Below are 18,534 nucleotides of genomic sequence, written 5' to 3'. Positions count from 1 at the left end.
CCGTCATGCGGCCACCTCCTTTGTCTCGGTCTTGGCGAACTCCCCCGCCGCGGACCAGGCCTCGCGTTCGGCCCCGAACGCGCGAGCCTGGGTGGCCCGGAACGCGTCGATCGACTCGGCGTTGTCCGCGAGGAAACGGTCGTGCTCGGCGAGCGAGAAGCTACCGTCGACGATCTGGACACCGCCCGCTCCGCCCGCGGCAGTCTCGGCGCGCAATTCCAGTAGCTCGTCGGGTTCGACGGGGTACCAACTGATCCGGTCGAAGAACCGCAGCAACCACGGGGTGCCTTCCTCGAACGGTCCCGACCGCTGGGGGTGCCGGTGATTCCACACCTGGGTGGTGCGGCCGACGAACTGGTAACCACCCGGACCCTCCATCCCGTAGATGCAGAGGTAGGCGCCGCCGATCCCGACCGCGTTCTCCGGCGTCCAGGTCCTTGCCGGGTTGTACTTGGTGGTGACCAGCCGGTGCCTCGGGTCGAGCGGGGTTGCCACCGGCGCGCCGAGGTAGACATCGCCCAGCCCGAGGACCAGGTACTGCGCGCCGAAGACGGTCTCGAAGACGTCGTTCACCGACTCCAGACCGTTCATCCGCCGGATGAACTCGATGTTCCAGGGGCACCAGGGCGCGTCGGCCCGGACGCCGTGCATGTATCGCTTGATGGCCTCGCGGGTGGAGGGGTCGTCCCAGGACAGGGGCATCCGGACCTCGCGGCTGGGCACGACCAGTTCGGAGGCATCGGGGAGCTGGTCCTCGGCCTCGGCGAGCAGGCCCATCAGCTTCGGGACCGGCAGCACGTCGGGGTCGACGCGGACCTGGAGCGACCGGATGCCGGGGGTCAGGTCGAGCAGGCCCGCCGGCTTCTCCGCCTCGAGCCGCTGGTGCAGGGCGTGTGCCCGCGCGCGCAGGGCCAGATCCAGGCTCATGTCGCCGTACTCGACGAGCACATTGTCGTTGCCGGAGCGCCGGTAGGTGACCTGGGTCGCCCCGTCCCGCGTGGCGATCACCCCGTCGTCCCCGTCGCCGCCCCGCCCGAAGACCGTCGACAGGCTGGCCCGGCGGCCCAGTCCCAGTTCGCTTCTCGACGCGGCGTGGGCCGCGCGAATGGGGACGAACCGGATGGTGTCCCCCGGGCTGAGCTGGCCGAGCTTCCATCGTTCCGCGGCCACCACGGTGACCGGGCAGACGAACCCGCCGAGGCTGGGACCGTCGGGCCCGAGCAGGATGGGGGTGTCGCCGGTGAAGTCGAGCGCTCCGACCGAGTAGGCGTTGTCGTGGATGTTGGACGGATGCAGTCCCGCCTCGCCACCGTCGGCGCGCGCCCAGTCCGGCTTCGGGCCGATCAGCCGGACGCCGGTGCGATCCGAGTTGAAATGCACCTCGTAGTCGGTGGCCAGCAGGGTGTCGATGTCCTCCCTGGTGAAGAACTCCGGCGCCCCGTGCGGCCCCTCGGTGACCGCGATCTCCCAGTGGCCCCCGATGACCGGCCGGTGCTCCATCGGAACGGGTTGGGCGGCAGCCGGGTTCGACGAACCGCCACCGGCGACGAGCACGTCGCCCTCCCGCAGGGTCCGGCCCTCGTGGCCCCCGAACCGCCCCAGCGTGAAGGTCGCGGCGCTGCCGAGGTAGTCCGGCACGGTCAGTCCGCCCCGGACCAGGACGTAGATCCGCAGGCCGGGACCGCTGACCGCGCCCACGTCGAGGACGCCGCCCGCGGGCACGGCGACCGACTGCCACGACGCGACGGGCCGCCCGTCGACCGTGACGACCGTCGGCGCGCCGGTCACGCAGACCGTCGTCGCCTCCGTGAACCGCAGGGCGGGGCCTGCCATGGTGCATTCGAGGCCGGGTGCGCCCTCGTCGTTGCCGAGCGCGACGTTCCCGAGCCGGAAGGACAGGTCATCCATCGGCCCCGACGGCGGCACCCCGATCTGCCAGTACCCCACCCGACCGGGCCAGTCCTGCACGGCCGTCAGCATTCCCGGCCGCTCGACGGTGACGGCGTTCACCGGTTGTCCGCGGTCGGCCGGGTGACGATCATCCGGACCTCGGTCGGGTCGAAGCCGTTGCACGGGTTGTTGATCTGCGGGCAGTTCGAGACCAGCACCAGGGTGTCCACCTCGGCCCGCAGCGCCAGCCGCTTGCCGGGCGCAGACAGCCCGTCGACGATCCCGAGGGTGCCGTCGGCGTCGACCGGCACGTTCATGAAGAAATTGATGTTGGAGACCAGATCGCGTTTCCCCAGGCCCCATTTCGCGCCCTCGGCCAGGAAGTTCTCCACGCAGGCGTGCTGGTGCTTGGTGTGGTGGCCGTAACGCAGCGTGTTCGACTCCTGCGAGCAGGCGCCGCCGACGGTGTCGTGGTTGCCGACCTCGTCCGCGACGATCGTCATGAGCGCGCTCGAATCGTCGGCCCGCAGCACGCTTCCCGTGGTGAGGAAGAGATTGCGTTGCGCGGCAACGGTCGCCGCGGCGGAGTACCGGACGGCGTGGTCGTCGGCCGCGTAGAAGAGGCTGTCGACGGCCTGGTTTCCGTGCAGGTCGACGATGGTCAGCACGTCGCCCGCGCGAACGATCGCCGACCACGGTCCGCGGGCACCGACGGTCTCGTCGAGGACGACGGCGCCGGGCACAAGGGCGAGGTTGTCGAGGGTGGAGGTCATTTCGCGTCCTTTCCGAACTGTGCGGCGGCCCAGGCGTCTTCGCTGCCCAGGACCGCCCGCCGGTACTCGGGGTCCTCGTTGGGCAGGGTGGCGAGATCGGCCGCCGCCTCCCAAGCGAGCACCTCGAGGGAGGTGGTCGGGTACGTCGGCGCCGGGTCGAGCGGGTGGGCGGTGTTCGCGATGAGCACGATCACCGGCAGGTGGATCAGCAGCTCGAGTTCCGCTCCGGCCCCGGCATTCCCGGTGCTGGTCAAGGCGCCGTCCGCCTCGACCCGGACGCCGTGGAAGAAGCTCAACACGGGTGGCAGGTCGCGAGGGGTCATGCCGTGCTTGGCGGCGGCGAGGGTCAGCAACTCCCGGCCCGCCGGGGCGCCCGAGTGCGCGGCGCCCTCCCCGTACCGTGCGAGGTTGTCGGCCAGGCTGCTGGTGCCGCAGAAGGCGTCGTGCCGTCCGGAGGTGTCGGCGACGATCGTGGCCAGGACCCGCCCTTGATCGGAGAGCAGCGGATGCCCGGTACCGAGGTAGGCCTGCCAGGGCACCTTCACCGTGTCGGCAGCGTTGAGCCGTTCCCATGGCGCGTCGGCGCGGTAGAGCAACAGGTTCGCGCAGGCCGCCCCGTCGAGGTCGCGCAGGCGCAGCCTGGTACCGCGGGCCAGCACCTTCGAGGTGTAGCGGCCACCCGGCACGGTCTCCGCCCAGGTCAGGCGTTCGGCGGGAACACCATCCGGTGGGCTGGGCCACCGGGACGCCGGCAGGACCGGCATCGAATCGGTGATCTCGCCCGCCTGTGCGCGGGCGTGCGCGCGGGCAGCGGTCGTGGTGTTGGTTGCGGTCACTGTCAGGCTCCGATCGTGACGGGGTTCGGGACGGTCTTGCCGCGCGGGTAGCAGAGGGCTCCGATGAGCACCACGGCAGCGACGGTGAGCGGCGCGGCCCACTGCAGGAGTGGGAATTCGCCTGTCGGGTTGAAGATCTCGGCGCGCGGCCAGGAGAGGTTGACGACCATGAGCGCGCCGTAGAGGACCGCGGCGATGTTGACGGGGATACCGAACTTCCCGAGCGAGAAGAGCGGGCGGCCCTCCGCGTCCACCTGCGGCCCGCCGGTCGGCCAGCCGCTGAGCCTGCGCACCAGCAACGGCACGGTCACCATGAGGTAGGCCAGGTAGATCAGCACGATGCACACGCTCGAGAGAGTGGTGAAGATCGCGGAGTTGCCGACGTTGACCGCCAGCACCGCCACGCACAGCAGGCCGATGAGGACGGAGGGCGCGATCGGGGTCCCCGTCCGGGGGTTGACCCGGGCCAGCACCGACGAGGCGGGCAGTCGACCGTCGCGGGCCATCGAGAACATCAGCCGCGAGGCCGCGGTCTGGATGGCGAGGGTGCACACGAACACCGCGATGGCGACGTCGATCAGCAGCAGCGTCCCCCAGGGCGAGGAGAGGATCGAGGTCAGCACGTACGGCAGGCCCTCGGTCGCGAGGCGGCCATCGGTGAGGCTCGGCGCCGCCATCAGCGCGCCGACGATCATCAGGCCGCCGCCGATGGCGGAGACCGAGAGCGCGAGCCGGATGGTGCGGGGCGCGACCCGGCGTGGGTTGCGGGTCTCCTCCGCGAGCTCGCCCGCGGAGCCGAACCCGACCATCACGTAGGCGGCCATCAGCCCGGAGACGATCCAGGCCCAGATGTACCCCGGCTGGGTGCCTGCCTCGCCCGTGTCGAACACGACGTCGGGGCCGCGCTGGGCGTGGGTGAAGAACATCCCGACCACGGCGATGACGCCGATGATCTCGCAGGTGACGCCGATGTTGTTGATCCGCGACATCCAGTTGACGCCGATGCAGTTGATGGTGGTGGTCAACACCAGCAGCACGGACCCGAGCAGGACCGCGTTCGCGGCGCCGCTCGGCGAGGTCAGGGCGCTGTCCTCGCCGACGATCTGGAATCCGCTCCACACCGTCGGCAGCACGACCTGGAGCGCGATCGCCGCGGCGGAGGCCGTGACGATCTGGGCCAGGATCATGAACCAGCCGGCGAACCACCCGACGAGTTCGCCGCCCATTCGCCGCGACCATTGGTAGATCGCGCCCGAGATCGGGTAGCGGGCTGCCAGCTCGGCGAAACAGAGGGCCACCATGAACTGGCCGATGAACACGCACGGCCAGGTCCAGAAGAAGGCGGGTCCGGCGAAGCTGAAACCGAGGCCGAACAGCTGGAAGATCGTGGTCAGGATCGAGACGAAGGAGAAGCCGGCCGCGAAGGAGGCGAATTTGCCCAGCGACCGGTGCAGCTGTTGTTCGTACCCGAATTCCGCCAGGTCGTCGTGGTCCTGGGACTGAGATGCGACGGTCGTCATGGGCTCTCCTGCGAGGCGGGCGGCGGAGTATCTGTCAGTTGATAGTTTTCCGTTCCACCAGTGCGCATGGGTGTCCCGCACGTTTCGAGGTTCGGGCTTTCCGTTGCGTCTCAATGTCATTGGTTACGCAGACATTGCGAACTGCTCACCGCCGCCGCCTGCGGCGTCGGAAGACCTGGTCCTGGAAGGATGTGCCCATGAGAGCGGTGCAGAGCAAGGACGGCGGCGGCGGACCCGCCCCGTTGGTCGTTCGCGATCCGGCGATGCGCCGGGCAGGCGAGCTGCTGCGCGGACCCGCGCTGATCTGTCCCCCGAGAGCACCGCGCGTGAGGCGGCCGAGCTGATGACCCGGGAGGGCAGGCGCTATGTCATCGTCCCGCTGGCCGGGGGCTCGCACGGGATCTTCACCGACGGCGACCTGCGGCGGCGGGTGGTGGCCGCCGGGCTCGGCACCCACACACCGGTCTCGGCCGTGATGACCGTGCCCGCACGCACCGTGTCCGCGGACCGTCTCGGCGCGGATGTCCTGATGGACATGCTCGAGCGGGGGGTGCGGCACATGCCGGTGCTGTCCGAGACGGGCGCACTGCTCGGCGTCCTCGAGGACGGTGACCTGCTGGCCACCGCAACCCGCAGCGGGTTTCTGCTCCGCGCCGCCGTCGCCAGGGCCGCCACCCCGGATGCGCTGGTCGCGGCGACCGCCCAGGTGCCAGGGCTGGTGCTCGGCCTCTGGCGGGCAAGGGTCGCACCGCTGGACGTCTCCGCGATCCTCTCGGTGATCGTCGACGCCGCCGCAACGCGAGCCCTGCACCTGGAGACCGGGTCCGCGAGGTCCGGCCGGACACCGTTCACCTGGCTCTCGCTCGGGAGCGTCGCCCGCCGTGAAGCGATGCCCGGCTCCGATGTCGACAGTGCCCTGGTGTGGGCGGACGACGCCCGGCGGCCCGACACCGACACGGAACTGATGGCCACCGCAGCGCGGGTACACCGCCTACTCGACCGGTGCGGCTTCCCGTCCGACGAGAAGGGGGCCACCGCCGCGCGACCGCGTTTCGCGCGGTCCGCCGGGGCCTGGATGCAGGCCGCGGACCAGTGGATCGCGGACCCGTACGAGGACAAGGGAGTCCTGATGATCTCCCTGCTCACCGACAGCCGGGTCACCTGGGGAGACGACGCCCTCGACCTGTCCGCGCAGGTCTCGGCCAGGACCAGGGCGACACCCTCGGCGATGAAGCTCCTGCTCCGCGAGGCTGTCGAGGACAAGGTCCGCATCCACTCGCTGCGCCAGGTCCTCACCCGACGGACCGATTCGGTGAACCTGAAGTCGCAGGGTGTGATGCCGATCGTCAACATCGCGCGCTGGGCGGGCCTGGCCGCCGGGATGGGCGCGGGTTCGACCCCCGCGCGCCTACAGGCCGCGGCGGACACGGGGCTGCTACTGGACGACGACGCCCGGATCCTGGCGGAATCCTTCGACGTGCTGCAACAGATCCGGCTGCGACACCAGTGCGAGCAGCTCGAACAGGGGCTACCGGTCACCGACGAGCTCACCATCGCCTCGCTCACCCCGCTCTACCGAAGCCTGCTCGCGAACGCCGTCCGCGAGATCGCGGGCGTGCAACGCAAACTCGCCTACGCGGGCCCGGGCGCGTGAACGCCTCGGAGCGCTGGCCGACGCTGTTCACCCGGCTCGACGAACGGCAGACACGTGCGGTGGACCAGACCGTCGCCGCCGAGTGCCTCGAGGGCTGGGAGCCACGCCCGGACCAGATCGCGGACCTCGTCGCCGTGTTGCTCCGGGAGCTCACCGTCGGCAGCTACCTGGTGAACTGCCGCGCCGAAGCCGACACCTTCCGCGTCGCGGTGCCGCCGCGTCGACGCCTGTTCCTGCGGCGTCACCCGTACCTGGTCCCCGGAACCCGGGTGCTGCGGAACAACTTCGACTACCGGGACGGCGCCGCGCTGCGGTCGATCGAGTTCACCGCGACCGCCGTCCGTATCCTCCAGGTGCACGACCGACGTCCCGATGTCGGGTCCGGCTTCGACGCCACCCACCTGCGCGAGCTGCACCAGCACGTGTTCGGCGACGTGTTCGCGTGGGCCGGACAGACCCGGATCGTCGACATCACCAAGGGCGGCAACGAGTTCGCCCCTGTCCCCGCCATCGACGACTACCTCGGCCTCGTCGGCGGATACATTGCCGACGCCGACTGGTCGACGCCCGATCGGGGCGCGCTCGCCTTCACGCTCGCGCGTGTCTACGCCACCCTCAATCACGCCCACCCGTTCCGCGAGGGTAACGGCCGCACCGCGACGCTGTTCCTGCACCAGTTGGCGGCGCAGACCCCGTTCCTGCTCGATCTGTCCGCGGTGAGCGTCCGCGACTGGACCGAGGCCTCCCGGGACTCGGCGCCGTTCCGTCGCTCCGGCGAACCCTCGCCCCGGCCGCTGATCCCGATCTTCCACCGCGCGCTCGCCCCGCGAACTGACAGGATGGAAGCGTGACCAACGCAGGCCCAGGACGACCCCGCCTGACGAAACAGCGCAGGCCCGGCCCAACGGCGCAGGCCGAGATCCTCGACGCCGCGGCGGAACTGTTCACCACCAAGGGCTTTGCATCCACCTCCACCCGGCAGATCGCCGAAATGGTCGGGATGCGGCAGGCGTCGCTGTATCACCACTTCGCCACCAAGGACGACATCCTGGCGGCACTGCTCGAGCAGACCGTGACCGCCCCACTGGAGCTGGCCAATCGGCTCGCGGCGACGACGGAGCCCGCAGCGGTGCGGTTGTACGCGTTGCTCCTGTTCGACAGCGGTCAGCTGATGGCGGGCCGGTGGAACCTCGGCGCCCTGTACCTGCTGCCCGAGCTGCGCACCGAGCGGTTCTCCCGGTTCCGAGAGGAACGTCAGCAGCTGCGCCGACGCTACCGCGAGCTCGCGGCCGCGGTTCTCACGGAGCTCGGAACCGACGACGAGTCCCGCGCGGGCCTGCCCTTCCGGATCGTGGAAACGGTGATCAACGAGCGCAGCGACGCCGAGGGCGGCGGCACCGGCACCGGCGAGCAGTCGCCGGTACTGCTGGCCGAGGCAGGCCTGCGGGTACTGGGGTGGCACGACGCCGAATCCCTTCGAGCCCAGGCCGAGCGGCTGCTGGCCGCCACCCGGTCCGCATGAGCACCGACTGCGCGTTCTGCGACGTGGTCGCCGACCCGTCCGGGTCCCACGTCGTGTTCGAGGACGCCGACACCGTCGCGTTCCTCGATCACCGCCCGGTGTTCAAGGGCCACGTACTGCTGATGCCGCGGCGCCACGTCGCCACCCTGCCCGAGCTCCCGGCCGAGCTGGTCTCCCCTCTGTTCACGGTCGCGCAACGCCTTTCGGAGGCCATGGTCACCGGGCTGGGCGCGCAGGGCTCGTTCGTCGCGATGAACAACGTGGTCTCACAGAGCGTTCCGCACCTGCACGTGCACATCGTGCCGCGCACCAAGGGCGACGGGCTGCGGGGCTTCTTCTGGCCCCGCACCCGCTACACCGACGACACAGATGCCGCCGACCACGCCGCCCGCATCCGCGCCGCGTTGCGATTCCCCTAATCGCAACCAACCCCTAGTTGTTCCCCCATTTCGAGGATCAACACTTCCGATTGGCGCGGCGCTGCTGTACCAATGACATGTGGCGCCGCCGTGACCCCCGACCCCGGCGGCGCCACAACCTAGACATTCCCTGGTGCCGTGACACGGTCAGGACACGAGCCGGCCGAACCCGACCACCGCGGAGTCGCTCGACCAATCGAGAGTGTGCACCCGGATCCGGCCGAACTCGTTGCCACCCACCGTCGTTGCGGTGTCGCCGTCGACCGCGACCACGATGTTGGTGTGCTGGCCAACCCAGCTGCGGTTGTTGTAGAGCACAACGTCACCGACTTTCGGACGGTAGCCGCCGTCGACCGGCTCGAACCGGCCCTGAGATTCGTAGTACGCCTGCAGTGTGTAGACCCCGGGAATCCGCCAGTGACCCGAGTTCGGATTCGACAGCGGCTGCTGCGCCTCCCGCATGATCCAGCTCACGAAGTCCGCGCACCAGGGTTCCTCGACTCCCTCGGCGTAGAAGGTCCCCGGCCGCTGACTCCGGTGCTCCTCCTCGAGGAGGGTGACGACCCGCGCCTGCTCCTGCGACAACGCCGCCAGGTCGACCGCAGGGAAATCAGTGGTGTCCCATGGCAGATAGCGGGTCGGTGCGGCCCACAGCACCCCGACCACGACGACGGCGAGCGTGGCGAGGGCGGCAACGATCCAGACCATCGGGCGGCGACGGCGACGGGTCGACTCGGGAGCGGACATCACCGGATCAGTCTGCCAGCCCGGCGACCTCGTGGTCGGTGAGAACGGTCTGCGGAACGCGGCCCGCCTCGCGCGCGGTCCGCACCGCCCGGTAGAGGGGCCGTTCCTCCAGCCCGGCGCCGCGCGCCTCGGCGCGCAGCTGCCCGATCAGAACGGAGGCGACGGCCACCGCCGGGGCCAGTTCGCCCGCGTTCAGCGCATCGGCCAGCGAGCGCAGCCCGAGCAGGTCGAGTTCGCGGCCGCCGTCGTCGGTGTACAGCGCCAGCGGGATCGAGACCAGCGCGTTCCCGTCGCCGATCCGGACGCCGACCTGACTGACCCGTGCGGCGCGCACCACCACCTCCGCGCTCACCGCCCTGCTCGCGTCCACCGACCTGGTTCGCAGGCCGTGGCGGGCGTGGATCGTGGTGCCCGTCAACCAGATCCGCCGACGCATGGTCAGCAGCGCCGACAGCGCGGTCGGCACCGCGATGATCGCGCCGACGAGCACGGCCAGCCCGGTCGAGGCGAAGAAGCCGACGCCGACCGCGACGACGACGCCGAGCACGATCGCGAACAACGCGACCTTGCGCAGCCGGGGCGCGATCAGCGAGGACGGGATGAGGTCGAGGGGCACCGACCCGGCGGGGTCACCCGTCGGCAAGGATCGCCCCGACCTCGGTGACCACCTCGCCGAGCTGGACCTGGCGCTGGTCGCCCGTCGCGAGATCCTTGACCCCGATCACGCCGTCCGCGATGTCCCGCTCGCCGAGTACGAGGGCGAGCCTGGCCCCCGAGCGATCCGCTGCCTTCATCGCACCCTTGACGCCGCGGCCGCCGTAGGCCATGTCGACGCGAATCCCGGCCGCGCGCAGCCGCGCCGCGATCACGACCATCTGTGCCTTCGCCTCGTCTCCGAGGGACACCCCGAACACCTCGCAGCGAGCCGGGTTGCCGACGGTCTTGCCCTCGGCCGCAAGTGCCAACACGGTGCGGTCGACGCCGAGCCCGAAACCGATGCCCGACAGCGGCTGCCCGCCGAGCTGCTCCATCAGGCCGTCATAGCGACCGCCGCCGCCGATGCCGGACTGGGCGCCGAGGCCGTCGTGCACGAACTCGAAGGTGGTCTTCGTGTAGTAGTCCAGGCCGCGCACCATCCGCGGGTTGACCACGTACGGCACCCCGAGCGCGTCCAGGTGCGCGAGCACCTCGTCGAAGTGCGCCTTGGCCTCCTCCGAGAGGTGATCGAGCATCAGCGGGGCGCCCGCCGTCATCTCCTTGATGTGCGGACGCTTGTCGTCGAGCACGCGGAGCGGGTTGATCTCCGCGCGTCGCCGGGTGTCCTCGTCGAGATCGAGGCCGAACAGGAACTCCTGCAACAGCTCCCGGTACTGGGGGCGGCAGGTGTCGTCGCCGAGGGAGGTGATCTCCAGCCGGAAGCCCTCGAGGCCGAGGCTACGGAAGCCGGCGTCGGCGATGGCGATCACCTCGGCGTCCAGCGCCGGGTCGTCGACACCGATCGCCTCGACACCCACCTGCTGCAGCTGCCGGTAGCGGCCCGCCTGCGGTCGCTCGTAGCGGAAGAACGGCCCGGAGTAGCTGAGCTTGACCGGGAGCTGGCCGCGGTCGAGAGCGTGCTCGATCACCGCGCGCATCACGCCCGCGGTGCCCTCCGGTCGCAGCGTCACCGACCGGTCGCCACGATCGGCGAAGGTGTACATCTCCTTGCTGACCACATCGGTCGACTCGCCGACGCCGCGTGCGAACAGCCCGGTGTCCTCGAAGATCGGCAGCTCGATGTGGCCGTAGCCCGCGAGCCGCGCGGCGCGGGTCAGGCCGTCGCGGACGGCGACGAACTCCGCGGAGGCGGGCGGCACGTAGTCGGGAACGCCCTTGGGGGCGGAGAATGCGGTGTTACTGGGCTTGCTCACGGGTCTAGTCTCTCCTATCAGCAAACACGAGCCCCTACCTGGATCCGGCCAGTCCGACCAGGAACGGGTTGGACGCCCGTTCCTGTCCGATCGAGGTCGACCCGCCGTGGCCCGGCAGCACCGCAGTCTCGTCGGCGAGCACCAGCAGCTTCGCCGCGATCGACCGGAGCAACTGCTCGTGATCGCCACCCGGCAGGTCGGAGCGGCCGATGGAGCCGGCGAACAGCGTGTCGCCGGTCAGCGCGATCTGCACAGGTCCGTCGTCGGTATCGGCCACCGTCCGGAGCACAACCGACCCCTGCGTGTGGCCAGGGGTGTGATCGACGGTCATCGACATCCCGGCCAGCTCGAGGACGTCGCCATCGGCCAGCTCGATCACCTCCCGCGGCTCGTGGAACTCCGCGTCCCCCAGCATCGCGGCCAGCGCGGGCCCGGTCCCCCGAAGCGGGTCGCTGAGCATGTAGCGGTCCTCGGGGTGGATGTAGGCGGGGATGCCGAACTTCTCGCAGACCGGTTCGACCGACCAGGTGTGGTCGAGGTGGCCGTGGGTGAGCAGCACCGCCGTCGGCGTCAGCGACGACTGCGCGAGGAACTCGACGAGCGGCTCGGCCGCGTTCTGACCTGGATCGACGACGATGCACTCGCTCGCGCCGTCCTGGGCGAGGATGTAGCAGTTCGTCTGAAACGCTCCGGCCGGGAATCCGGTGACGAGCACAGCGATCGCTCCTAATGACGTGGGTGTCGGTCCGGGGTGAGGACCGGATACAGCCTATGCGGCCTCTTCTCAGGATCAGATGGCAGACTCACTCAGCGACCAGACGAGCCGTCTCGCGAGCCCGAGGCTCCGCCCTAGGAGCCGCGACATTTTCCGAGGCTTCGCCCGAGAAAAGAGGTATGCAGCAGTGCCGACCAATGAGCAGCGACGCCAAGCCGCCAAGCGAAAGCTGGAACGGCAACTCGAGCACCGAGCCGAGCGGGCCCGCAAGCGCAAGCAGATGACCATCGGGGCCTCCGCCCTCGGGGTCGTACTCGTGGTCGCCGCAGGCGCCTTCATCTACTCCCTGACCAGTGACGAGGATGCCTCCGAGGCCTCGGACACCTCGACGTCCGCGGCGGACTCCCCGACTCCGGGTGTCATGCCTGCCGGCCGGTCCCAGGCGCTGCCCGCGACGGTCGACTGCGGCTACACGCCGGACGGCACGCCGCCCGCCAAGCCCGCGAACCTCCCCGCCACAACCGGGGTGTCCGCAGAGGGCACGGTCACGGTGAACCTCGACAGCGACCAGGGCCCGATCGGGCTCACGCTCGACCGCGCGAAGTCGCCCTGCACCGTCAACAGCATGGTCAGCCTCGTGCAGCAGGGCTACCTCAACGACACCCCGTGCCACCGCCTGAGCACCACCGGGCTGAAGATCCTGCAGTGCGGTGACCCGACCGGAATGGGTACCGGCGGCCCGGGCTACGGCTATGAGAACGAGTTCCCGACGGATCAGTACAACCCCGACGACCCGAACCTCGGCGAGCCCGTCACCTACCCGCGCGGCACCATCGCGATGGCCAACACCGGCCAGCCCGGCAGCAACGGCAGCCAGTTCTTCCTGGTCTACGACGACTCCCCGCTGCCCCCGATGTACACGGTGTTCGGCACCATCTCCGACGAGGGCCTTGCGACGATCGAGAAGGTCGCGGCGGCAGGCGACGACGGTTCGATGTCCGCGGGCGGCGGCAAGCCGAACCTCCCGATCAAGATCACGACCGCGAGCGTGGCGGCATGAGGGCCCCGGTGAGCATCCGGCGGGGCGTGCTGGCCGCGGCAGGCATCGGCCTGCTGCTGGCGTCGAGCGCCTGCTCGAGCGACGACAGCTCCTCGACCCCACCGACGACGCGCACCTTGGCCAGCCAGCCGAGCGCGGCGCCGGACCTGTCCGGGTACCCGCCGCTGCCCGCCCCGGCCGCGCCGGCGTCGGCGACCGTCTCCTGTGCGTACGCGCAGGCAGGCCAGGCGTCCAAGCAAGTCCAACCGCCGAGCACGGACGGCGTCTCCACCGCGGGCACCGTCAGCCTCGCGATGGCGACCACGCAGGGCCCGATCGGCCTCACCCTCGACCGCGCCGAGGCGCCGTGCACGGTCAACAGCTTCGTCAGCCTGGCCGAGCAGGGCTACTTCGACGACACCCCCTGCCATCGCCTGGTGACCAGCCCGGGCCTGCAGGTTCTGCAGTGCGGCGATCCCTCGGGCGTCGGAAACGGCGGCCCCGGCTACCGGTTCGCCAACGAGTACCCGACCACGGCCTTCGCCGAGGGCGACCCGGCCGCCCAGCAGGGCATGCTCTACCCCCGCGGCACGATCGCGATGGCCAACTCGGGTCCCGGCGGCACCAACGGCAGCCAGTTCTTCCTGGTGTACGCGGACTCGGTGCTGCCTCCGCAGTACACCGTCTTCGGCACCATCACCGACGAGGGCCTGGCCACCATCGAGAAGATCGCCGCGGATGGCGACGACGGCTCCATGCCCGCGGGCGGCGGCAAGCCGAACACCCCGGTGCAGATCGAGACCGTCAAGGTCAGCTAGGCGCTTCGCGCCCGTGAGTCCTTTTGGCCCGCAGGAGGGCCAGAAGGACTCACGGGCGGCGCAGCCGCCTATGCCGCTGAGGTGACCCGGTAGACGTCGTAGACGCCCTCGACGTTGCGGACCACGTTCAGCACGTGCCCGAGGTGCTTCGGGTCGCCCATCTCGAAGGTGAAGCGGCTGATCGCGACGCGGTCGCCCGAGGTGGTCACTGACGCGGACAGGATGTTCACCTTCTCGTCGGCCAGCGCCTTGGTCACATCGGAGAGCAACCGGTGCCGGTCCAGCGCCTCGATCTGGATCGCGACCAGGAACACCGAGGACGGCGACGGCGCCCACTGCACCTCGATGATCCGCTCGGACTGCTCGCGCAGCGACCCGGCGTTGGTGCAGTCGGTGCGGTGCACGCTCACGGCGCCACCGCGGGTCACGAAGCCCATGATCTCGTCGCCCGGCACCGGGGTGCAGCACTTCGCGAGCTTGGCCACCGTGCCTGTGGCACCCGGCACCAGCACACCGGCGTCGGTCGTGCGGCGCTGGCGCATCGGGATGGTCGACGGCGTCGACCGCTCGGCCAGCTCCTCCTCGGCGGACTCCACGCCGCCGAGATTCGCGACCAACCGCTGCACCACGTGCTGAGCCGACACATTGTGCTCGCCGACGGCCGTGTACAGCGCGGACACGTCGACGTAGCGCAGCTCGTGCGCGATGGCCGACATCGACTCGGAGCTGAGCAGGCGCTGCAGGGGCAGCCCGCCGCGGCGGACCTCCTTGGCGATCGCGTCCTTACCCGCCTCGAGGGCCTCCTCGCGGCGCTCCTTGGCGAACCACTGGCGGATCTTCGTCTTCGCCCTGGGCGAGACGACGAAGCCCTGCCAGTCCCGGCTCGGACCGGCGTTCGCGGCCTTGGAGGTGAACACCTCCACGACCTCACCGTTCTCGAGCGTGCGCTCGAGCGCGACCAGCCGGCCGTTCACCCGGGCACCGATGCACCGGTGCCCGACCTCGGTGTGCACCGCGTACGCGAAGTCCACCGGTGTCGAACCGGCGGGCAGCGTCACGACGTCGCCCTTCGGGGTGAAGACGAAGATCTCCTTGACCGCAAGGTCGTAGCGCAGCGATTCGAGGAACTCCCCCGGGTCCGCGGCCTCGCGCTGCCAGTCGAGCAGCTGCCGCATCCACGCCATGTCGTCGACCTCGGCGGCGTCACCGGAGTGCCTGCCCTTGGTCTCCTTGTAGCGCCAGTGCGCGGCGATGCCGAACTCCGCAGTGCGGTGCATGTCCCTGGTGCGGATCTGCACCTCCAGCGGCTTGCCCTCCGGGCCGACCACCGTCGTGTGCAGCGACTGGTACACCCCGTAGCGGGGCTGCGCGATGTAGTCCTTGAACCGGCCCGCCATCGGCTGCCACAGCGAGTGCACGACGCCGACCGCGGCATAGCAGTCCCGGATCTCGTCGCACAGGATCCGCACCCCGACGAGGTCGTGGATGTCGTCGAAGTCGCGACCCTTGACGATCATCTTCTGATAGATCGACCAGTAGTGCTTTGGCCTGCCCTCGACGACGGCGTTGATCCGGGACGCGGCGAGGGTGGCGTTGATCTCCGCCCGCACCTTCGCCAAGTAGGTGTCGCGCGACGGCGCCCGGTCCGCGACGAGGCGGACGATCTCCTCGTACTTCTTCGGGTGCAGGATCGCGAACGAGAGGTCCTCGAGTTCCCACTTGACCGTGGCCATACCGAGTCGATGCGCAAGCGGCGCAATGACTTCCAGGGTCTCCTTGGCCTTGCGCGCCTGCTTCTCGGGAGGCAGGAAGCGCATGGTGCGCATGTTGTGCAGCCGGTCGGCGACCTTGATCACCAGCACCCGCGGGTCGCGGGCCATCGCGATGATCATCTTGCGGATGGTCTCGCCCTCCGCCGCGCTGCCGAGCACCACCTTGTCGAGCTTGGTGACGCCGTCGACGAGGTGCGCGACCTCCTCACCGAACTCCTCGGTGAGCTGCTCGAGCGAGTACCCGGTGTCCTCCACCGTGTCGTGCAGCAGCGCCGCGACCAGCGTCGTGGTGTCCATGCCGAGCTCGGCGAGGATGTTCGCCACCGCCAGCGGATGGGTGATGTAGGGATCGCCGGACTTGCGCTTCTGGCTGGAGTGGCGCTCCTCCGCGACGTCGTAGGCGCGCTGCAACGGCGCCAGGTTCGCCTTGGGGTACAGCTCCTTGTGCACACTGACCAGCGGCTCGAGCACCGGTTTGATCGTGGCGTTGCGCTGCCCGGTCATCCGGCGCGCCAGCCGGGCCCGTACCCGCCGCGACGCCGAGGTGGGCACCGCGGGCGCGACGCCCTCCTGCGGGGCAGCCGGGGTCCCGGTCTCGGACTGCGACCGGTCGAGGTTCTGGGTCATTGCGTCACCTCCCGTGCTGTCGGTCGCCTCAACGGAAACTTTAGTCCTCAGACCCGAAGCAGCGATGTGACCGGGTGGCCCGCGAGCCGCGAGCGCCCGCCGAGCGCCTCGATCTCGAGCACCACCGCGATCCCGATCACCTCGGCGCCTGCGGTGGCCAGCAGCTCCGCCGCCGCGGCCAGGGTGCCGCCGGTGGCCAACACGTCGTCGATCACCAGCACCCGGCGGCCGGCGAGCTCGATCCCGTCGGCGGGGATCTCCAGGGACGCGGTTCCGTATTCGAGCTGGTACTCACGGGTGAGCACCGGCGGCGGCAGCTTGCCCGCCTTGCGGACCGCGAGCACGCCCGCGTCCAGCGCGAGGGCCACTCCGGCACCGAGAAGGAATCCCCTGGCGTCGATGCCCGCGACCAGGTCGGCACCGTCGCCGACCTGGACCATTGCATCGATGACATCGCGAAAGGCCTTGGCGTCGGCGAACACCGGGGTCAGGTCGGCGAAGGTCACCCCCGGCTCCGGGAAGTCGTCGGCCCAGCGGGTCAGTCGGGCCACGTCGTCGGACGCCGTCGTCAATGCAGTCACCGGAGAAGTATCCACCTGTCCATGTTCCATCCCACACCGGAGACCGTCGGGTTCGGCACCGCGGCGTGCAGGCCGTCCGCGAACACCGTGGTCCTCGGCTCGTTGAACAGCGGGATCGACGGCAGGTCGTTCCACAGGATGCCCTCGGCCTCCGTCGACAGGTTCAGCCTGCTGCCCTCCGCCGTGTCCACGGCCAGCTGCTCCGCGATCGCGGTGATGCGGCCGTTGCGGTAGCCACCGAAGTTCGTGCCGTTGCCCCCGACCAGCGAGTACACCGGCGGAACCTCGGAGTCGGTACCCGCGGCGCCCTGCGCGGAAGCGGTGCCGCCGAGGATGGCGTCCAGTCCGCCCGCGCCGAGCGCGGTCGGGGTGAACTCCGGCGAGCCGGCGTCCTCGACGGTGATGTCCGCGGGGGCGCACGCCTCGGCAATCGCCTTGACGGTGTCGGCGCGCCGGGTGTCCGGGGCCAGGTAACCGATCCTGACCGTGATCGGGCCCTGCCCCGAGGCGGTCCTCGCGGCGACGGCGGCGGGCACGTCGGGGTGCAGATACCGGCCGCCCTCGGTCGCGGCGACCGAGGGGTAGATCAACATGTCCGGCTGCACGATCCGCGAACTCAGCACGCCGGAACCGAGGCCCGACTGCTTGTCGAAGTCCGGGTGCCCGAGCCGATCGAAGAGCTGCTGGCGCGGCACGCACAGGGCGAGCGCCCGGCGCGCATCGGCGGATTCGAAAACCCCCGACGTCGCGAGCACCAGCTGCTCGCTGCTGCGGGATGGCGCGGTCACCGAGGAGAACCCGCCACCCGGGGACAGCCCAGGCATCGACCCCGCACCCGCGTCGATCACGTCGACCTCGCCGGAAGCGGTCTTGGACTCGAGATCGGTTCCCTTCGGCCACACCACGATCTGCGGGTGGCCGGCTTGTTGCCCCACCACCGCTCGTTGGCGACGAGCACGAGTCCGCCGTCCGTCGTGAAGGACTCGACCCGGTACGGCCCCGAGGACGGGAACAGCGTGAGATCGAGCTGGTCCGGGACCAGCTTCCAGCCGTTGTTCCAGAACTCGGCGACCCGCTCCAGCGCGGGCACGTCGTTCGACGCGACGGCGCCGACGAGGTCCGGGACCCCCGCGGCCCGTGCCGCCACGTGCGCAGGCATCAGCGCGGTGGCGCCGAACAGCGCCCGCCAGTCGGCGAACGCCCGGCCGGGCCGGAACACGACGGTCGCATCCTTCGACCCGGACTGGCAGTCGACCCGGTCGATGTCCGTGTAGCCGGCGGTGTCCGCCGCCCGGAACATCGGAAAGCGACCGCTGCTCGCCGCCCAGGCCAGCACCAGATCGTCGCAGGCCGTCGGCACACCGTCCGAGTACACGGCCTGCGGGTTCAGCTTGACCGCAACGGTGAGTGCGTCGCCAGGAACGGTGGCCGCGGTGCCGACGTCGCCGTCGGACAGCGCACTGCCCTCCGGCCCGATGTAGCTCAGGCCGGTGAGCACCCGCGAGAACGCTTGCCGCGCACCCGATGCCGCGCCGTCGACCGTGTTCGCGTTGTAGGTGGTCAACACGTTGTCGACGGCGTACCCGATGGACTGGACCTGATCCTCGGCTGTGGAGCAGCCGACGGCCGCCGCCGCGATCATCGCGATCACGCCGGCGGTGCCGACCCTCAAACCGCGGGCCGTGCCAGCCCGTCGTGCGCCGGTACCCAT

17 protein-coding genes and 1 pseudogene are annotated in these 18,534 nt (G+C 70.3%); 7 read left to right on the top strand and 11 right to left on the bottom strand.

What is annotated here, in order from left to right; all coding sequences use genetic code 11:
* Window positions 1–3 precede the first annotated feature (3 nt).
* Genes BTZ20_RS11765 through BTZ20_RS11750 form a run of 4 tightly spaced genes read right to left on the bottom strand, consistent with a single transcriptional unit; the run spans window position 4 to window position 5,019 of the window.
* Complete coding sequence (locus BTZ20_RS11765) at window positions 4–2,010, bottom strand: 5-oxoprolinase/urea amidolyase family protein (RefSeq protein ID WP_077041478.1); 2,007 nt, start codon at window positions 2,008–2,010, stop codon at window positions 4–6.
* Window positions 2,007–2,663 (bottom strand): urea amidolyase associated protein UAAP2, encoded by a 657-nt coding sequence (locus BTZ20_RS11760; protein ID WP_077041477.1) that lies wholly within the window; start codon window positions 2,661–2,663, stop codon window positions 2,007–2,009. The genes BTZ20_RS11765 and BTZ20_RS11760 overlap by 4 nt, the downstream gene beginning before the upstream one ends.
* On the bottom strand, window positions 2,660–3,499 hold the full coding sequence (locus BTZ20_RS11755; protein ID WP_077041476.1) for an urea amidolyase associated protein UAAP1: 840 nt from the start codon (window positions 3,497–3,499) through the stop codon (window positions 2,660–2,662). The genes BTZ20_RS11760 and BTZ20_RS11755 overlap by 4 nt, the downstream gene beginning before the upstream one ends.
* 2 nt (window positions 3,500–3,501) lie before the next feature.
* Window positions 3,502–5,019, bottom strand: a complete 1,518-nt coding sequence (locus BTZ20_RS11750) for an amino acid permease (protein WP_077041475.1) — start codon at window positions 5,017–5,019, stop codon at window positions 3,502–3,504.
* Window positions 5,020–5,216: 197 nt separating this feature from the next.
* Between BTZ20_RS11750 and BTZ20_RS28010 the strand changes: the two genes are divergently transcribed.
* Genes BTZ20_RS28010 through BTZ20_RS11730 form a run of 5 tightly spaced genes read left to right on the top strand, consistent with a single transcriptional unit; the run spans window position 5,217 to window position 8,614 of the window.
* Window positions 5,217–5,363: a hypothetical protein gene (locus tag BTZ20_RS28010; protein WP_223263897.1), complete on the top strand. Its 147-nt coding sequence runs from the start codon at window positions 5,217–5,219 to the stop codon at window positions 5,361–5,363.
* A complete protein-coding gene (locus BTZ20_RS11745; RefSeq protein WP_262982571.1) occupies window positions 5,363–6,673 on the top strand; it encodes a putative nucleotidyltransferase substrate binding domain-containing protein in 1,311 nt (436 codons plus the stop codon). The genes BTZ20_RS28010 and BTZ20_RS11745 overlap by 1 nt, the downstream gene beginning before the upstream one ends.
* Complete coding sequence (locus BTZ20_RS11740) at window positions 6,670–7,524, top strand: Fic/DOC family protein (protein ID WP_223263732.1); 855 nt, start codon at window positions 6,670–6,672, stop codon at window positions 7,522–7,524. The genes BTZ20_RS11745 and BTZ20_RS11740 overlap by 4 nt, the downstream gene beginning before the upstream one ends.
* Window positions 7,521–8,195 carry a TetR/AcrR family transcriptional regulator gene (locus BTZ20_RS11735; protein ID WP_077041474.1) on the top strand — a complete coding sequence of 225 codons (675 nt, stop codon included), beginning with the start codon at window positions 7,521–7,523 and terminating at the stop codon, window positions 8,193–8,195. The genes BTZ20_RS11740 and BTZ20_RS11735 overlap by 4 nt, the downstream gene beginning before the upstream one ends.
* Complete coding sequence (locus tag BTZ20_RS11730; protein ID WP_077041473.1) at window positions 8,192–8,614, top strand: HIT family protein; 423 nt, start codon at window positions 8,192–8,194, stop codon at window positions 8,612–8,614. Before BTZ20_RS11735 ends, BTZ20_RS11730 begins: the two co-directional genes overlap by 4 nt.
* 147 nt (window positions 8,615–8,761) lie before the next feature.
* Here the strand turns inward: BTZ20_RS11730 and BTZ20_RS11725 are convergent, their stop codons facing one another.
* From BTZ20_RS11725 to BTZ20_RS11710, 4 genes are read right to left on the bottom strand one after another with little or no spacing between them, the layout of a single operon-like run.
* Window positions 8,762–9,361, bottom strand: coding sequence for a CHAP domain-containing protein (locus tag BTZ20_RS11725; protein ID WP_077041472.1), 600 nt, complete (start codon window positions 9,359–9,361; stop codon window positions 8,762–8,764).
* 7 nt (window positions 9,362–9,368) lie between these two features.
* On the bottom strand, window positions 9,369–10,004 hold the full coding sequence (locus BTZ20_RS11720; protein WP_077041471.1) for a hypothetical protein: 636 nt from the start codon (window positions 10,002–10,004) through the stop codon (window positions 9,369–9,371).
* Window positions 9,991–11,271 (bottom strand): histidine--tRNA ligase, encoded by a 1,281-nt coding sequence (hisS, locus tag BTZ20_RS11715; protein ID WP_077041470.1) that lies wholly within the window; start codon window positions 11,269–11,271, stop codon window positions 9,991–9,993. The genes BTZ20_RS11720 and hisS overlap by 14 nt, the downstream gene beginning before the upstream one ends.
* 34 nt (window positions 11,272–11,305) lie before the next feature.
* Window positions 11,306–11,986 (bottom strand): MBL fold metallo-hydrolase, encoded by a 681-nt coding sequence (locus BTZ20_RS11710; RefSeq protein WP_077041469.1) that lies wholly within the window; start codon window positions 11,984–11,986, stop codon window positions 11,306–11,308.
* Between the two features lie 187 nt (window positions 11,987–12,173).
* Between BTZ20_RS11710 and BTZ20_RS11705 the strand changes: the two genes are divergently transcribed.
* Both BTZ20_RS11705 and BTZ20_RS11700 read left to right on the top strand, forming a co-directional pair.
* Entirely contained in the window at window positions 12,174–13,046 is an 873-nt protein-coding gene (locus BTZ20_RS11705) for a peptidylprolyl isomerase (RefSeq protein ID WP_077041468.1), read from the top strand.
* Entirely contained in the window at window positions 13,043–13,843 is an 801-nt protein-coding gene (locus BTZ20_RS11700) for a peptidylprolyl isomerase (protein ID WP_145982276.1), read from the top strand. The genes BTZ20_RS11705 and BTZ20_RS11700 overlap by 4 nt, the downstream gene beginning before the upstream one ends.
* 68 nt (window positions 13,844–13,911) lie before the next feature.
* On the opposite strand, the gene BTZ20_RS11695 is transcribed toward BTZ20_RS11700, so the two are convergent.
* From BTZ20_RS11695 to BTZ20_RS29790, 3 genes and pseudogenes are all read right to left on the bottom strand, one after another.
* Complete coding sequence (locus BTZ20_RS11695) at window positions 13,912–16,242, bottom strand: RelA/SpoT family protein (RefSeq protein ID WP_077041467.1); 2,331 nt, start codon at window positions 16,240–16,242, stop codon at window positions 13,912–13,914.
* Between the two features lie 47 nt (window positions 16,243–16,289).
* Window positions 16,290–16,853 carry an adenine phosphoribosyltransferase gene (locus tag BTZ20_RS11690; RefSeq protein ID WP_077041466.1) on the bottom strand — a complete coding sequence of 188 codons (564 nt, stop codon included), beginning with the start codon at window positions 16,851–16,853 and terminating at the stop codon, window positions 16,290–16,292.
* Window positions 16,820–18,534, bottom strand: a pseudogene (locus BTZ20_RS29790) (ABC transporter substrate-binding protein). The gene BTZ20_RS11690 and the pseudogene BTZ20_RS29790 overlap by 34 nt, the downstream one beginning before the upstream one ends.

Origin of the sequence: Rhodococcus sp. MTM3W5.2 (assembly GCF_001984015.1) — a bacterium.
Lineage (GTDB): Bacteria > Actinomycetota > Actinomycetes > Mycobacteriales > Mycobacteriaceae > Rhodococcus_G > Rhodococcus_G oryzae.
Note: the sequence above shows the minus strand (reverse complement) of the source record. Positions and strands in the feature narration are given on the sequence as shown.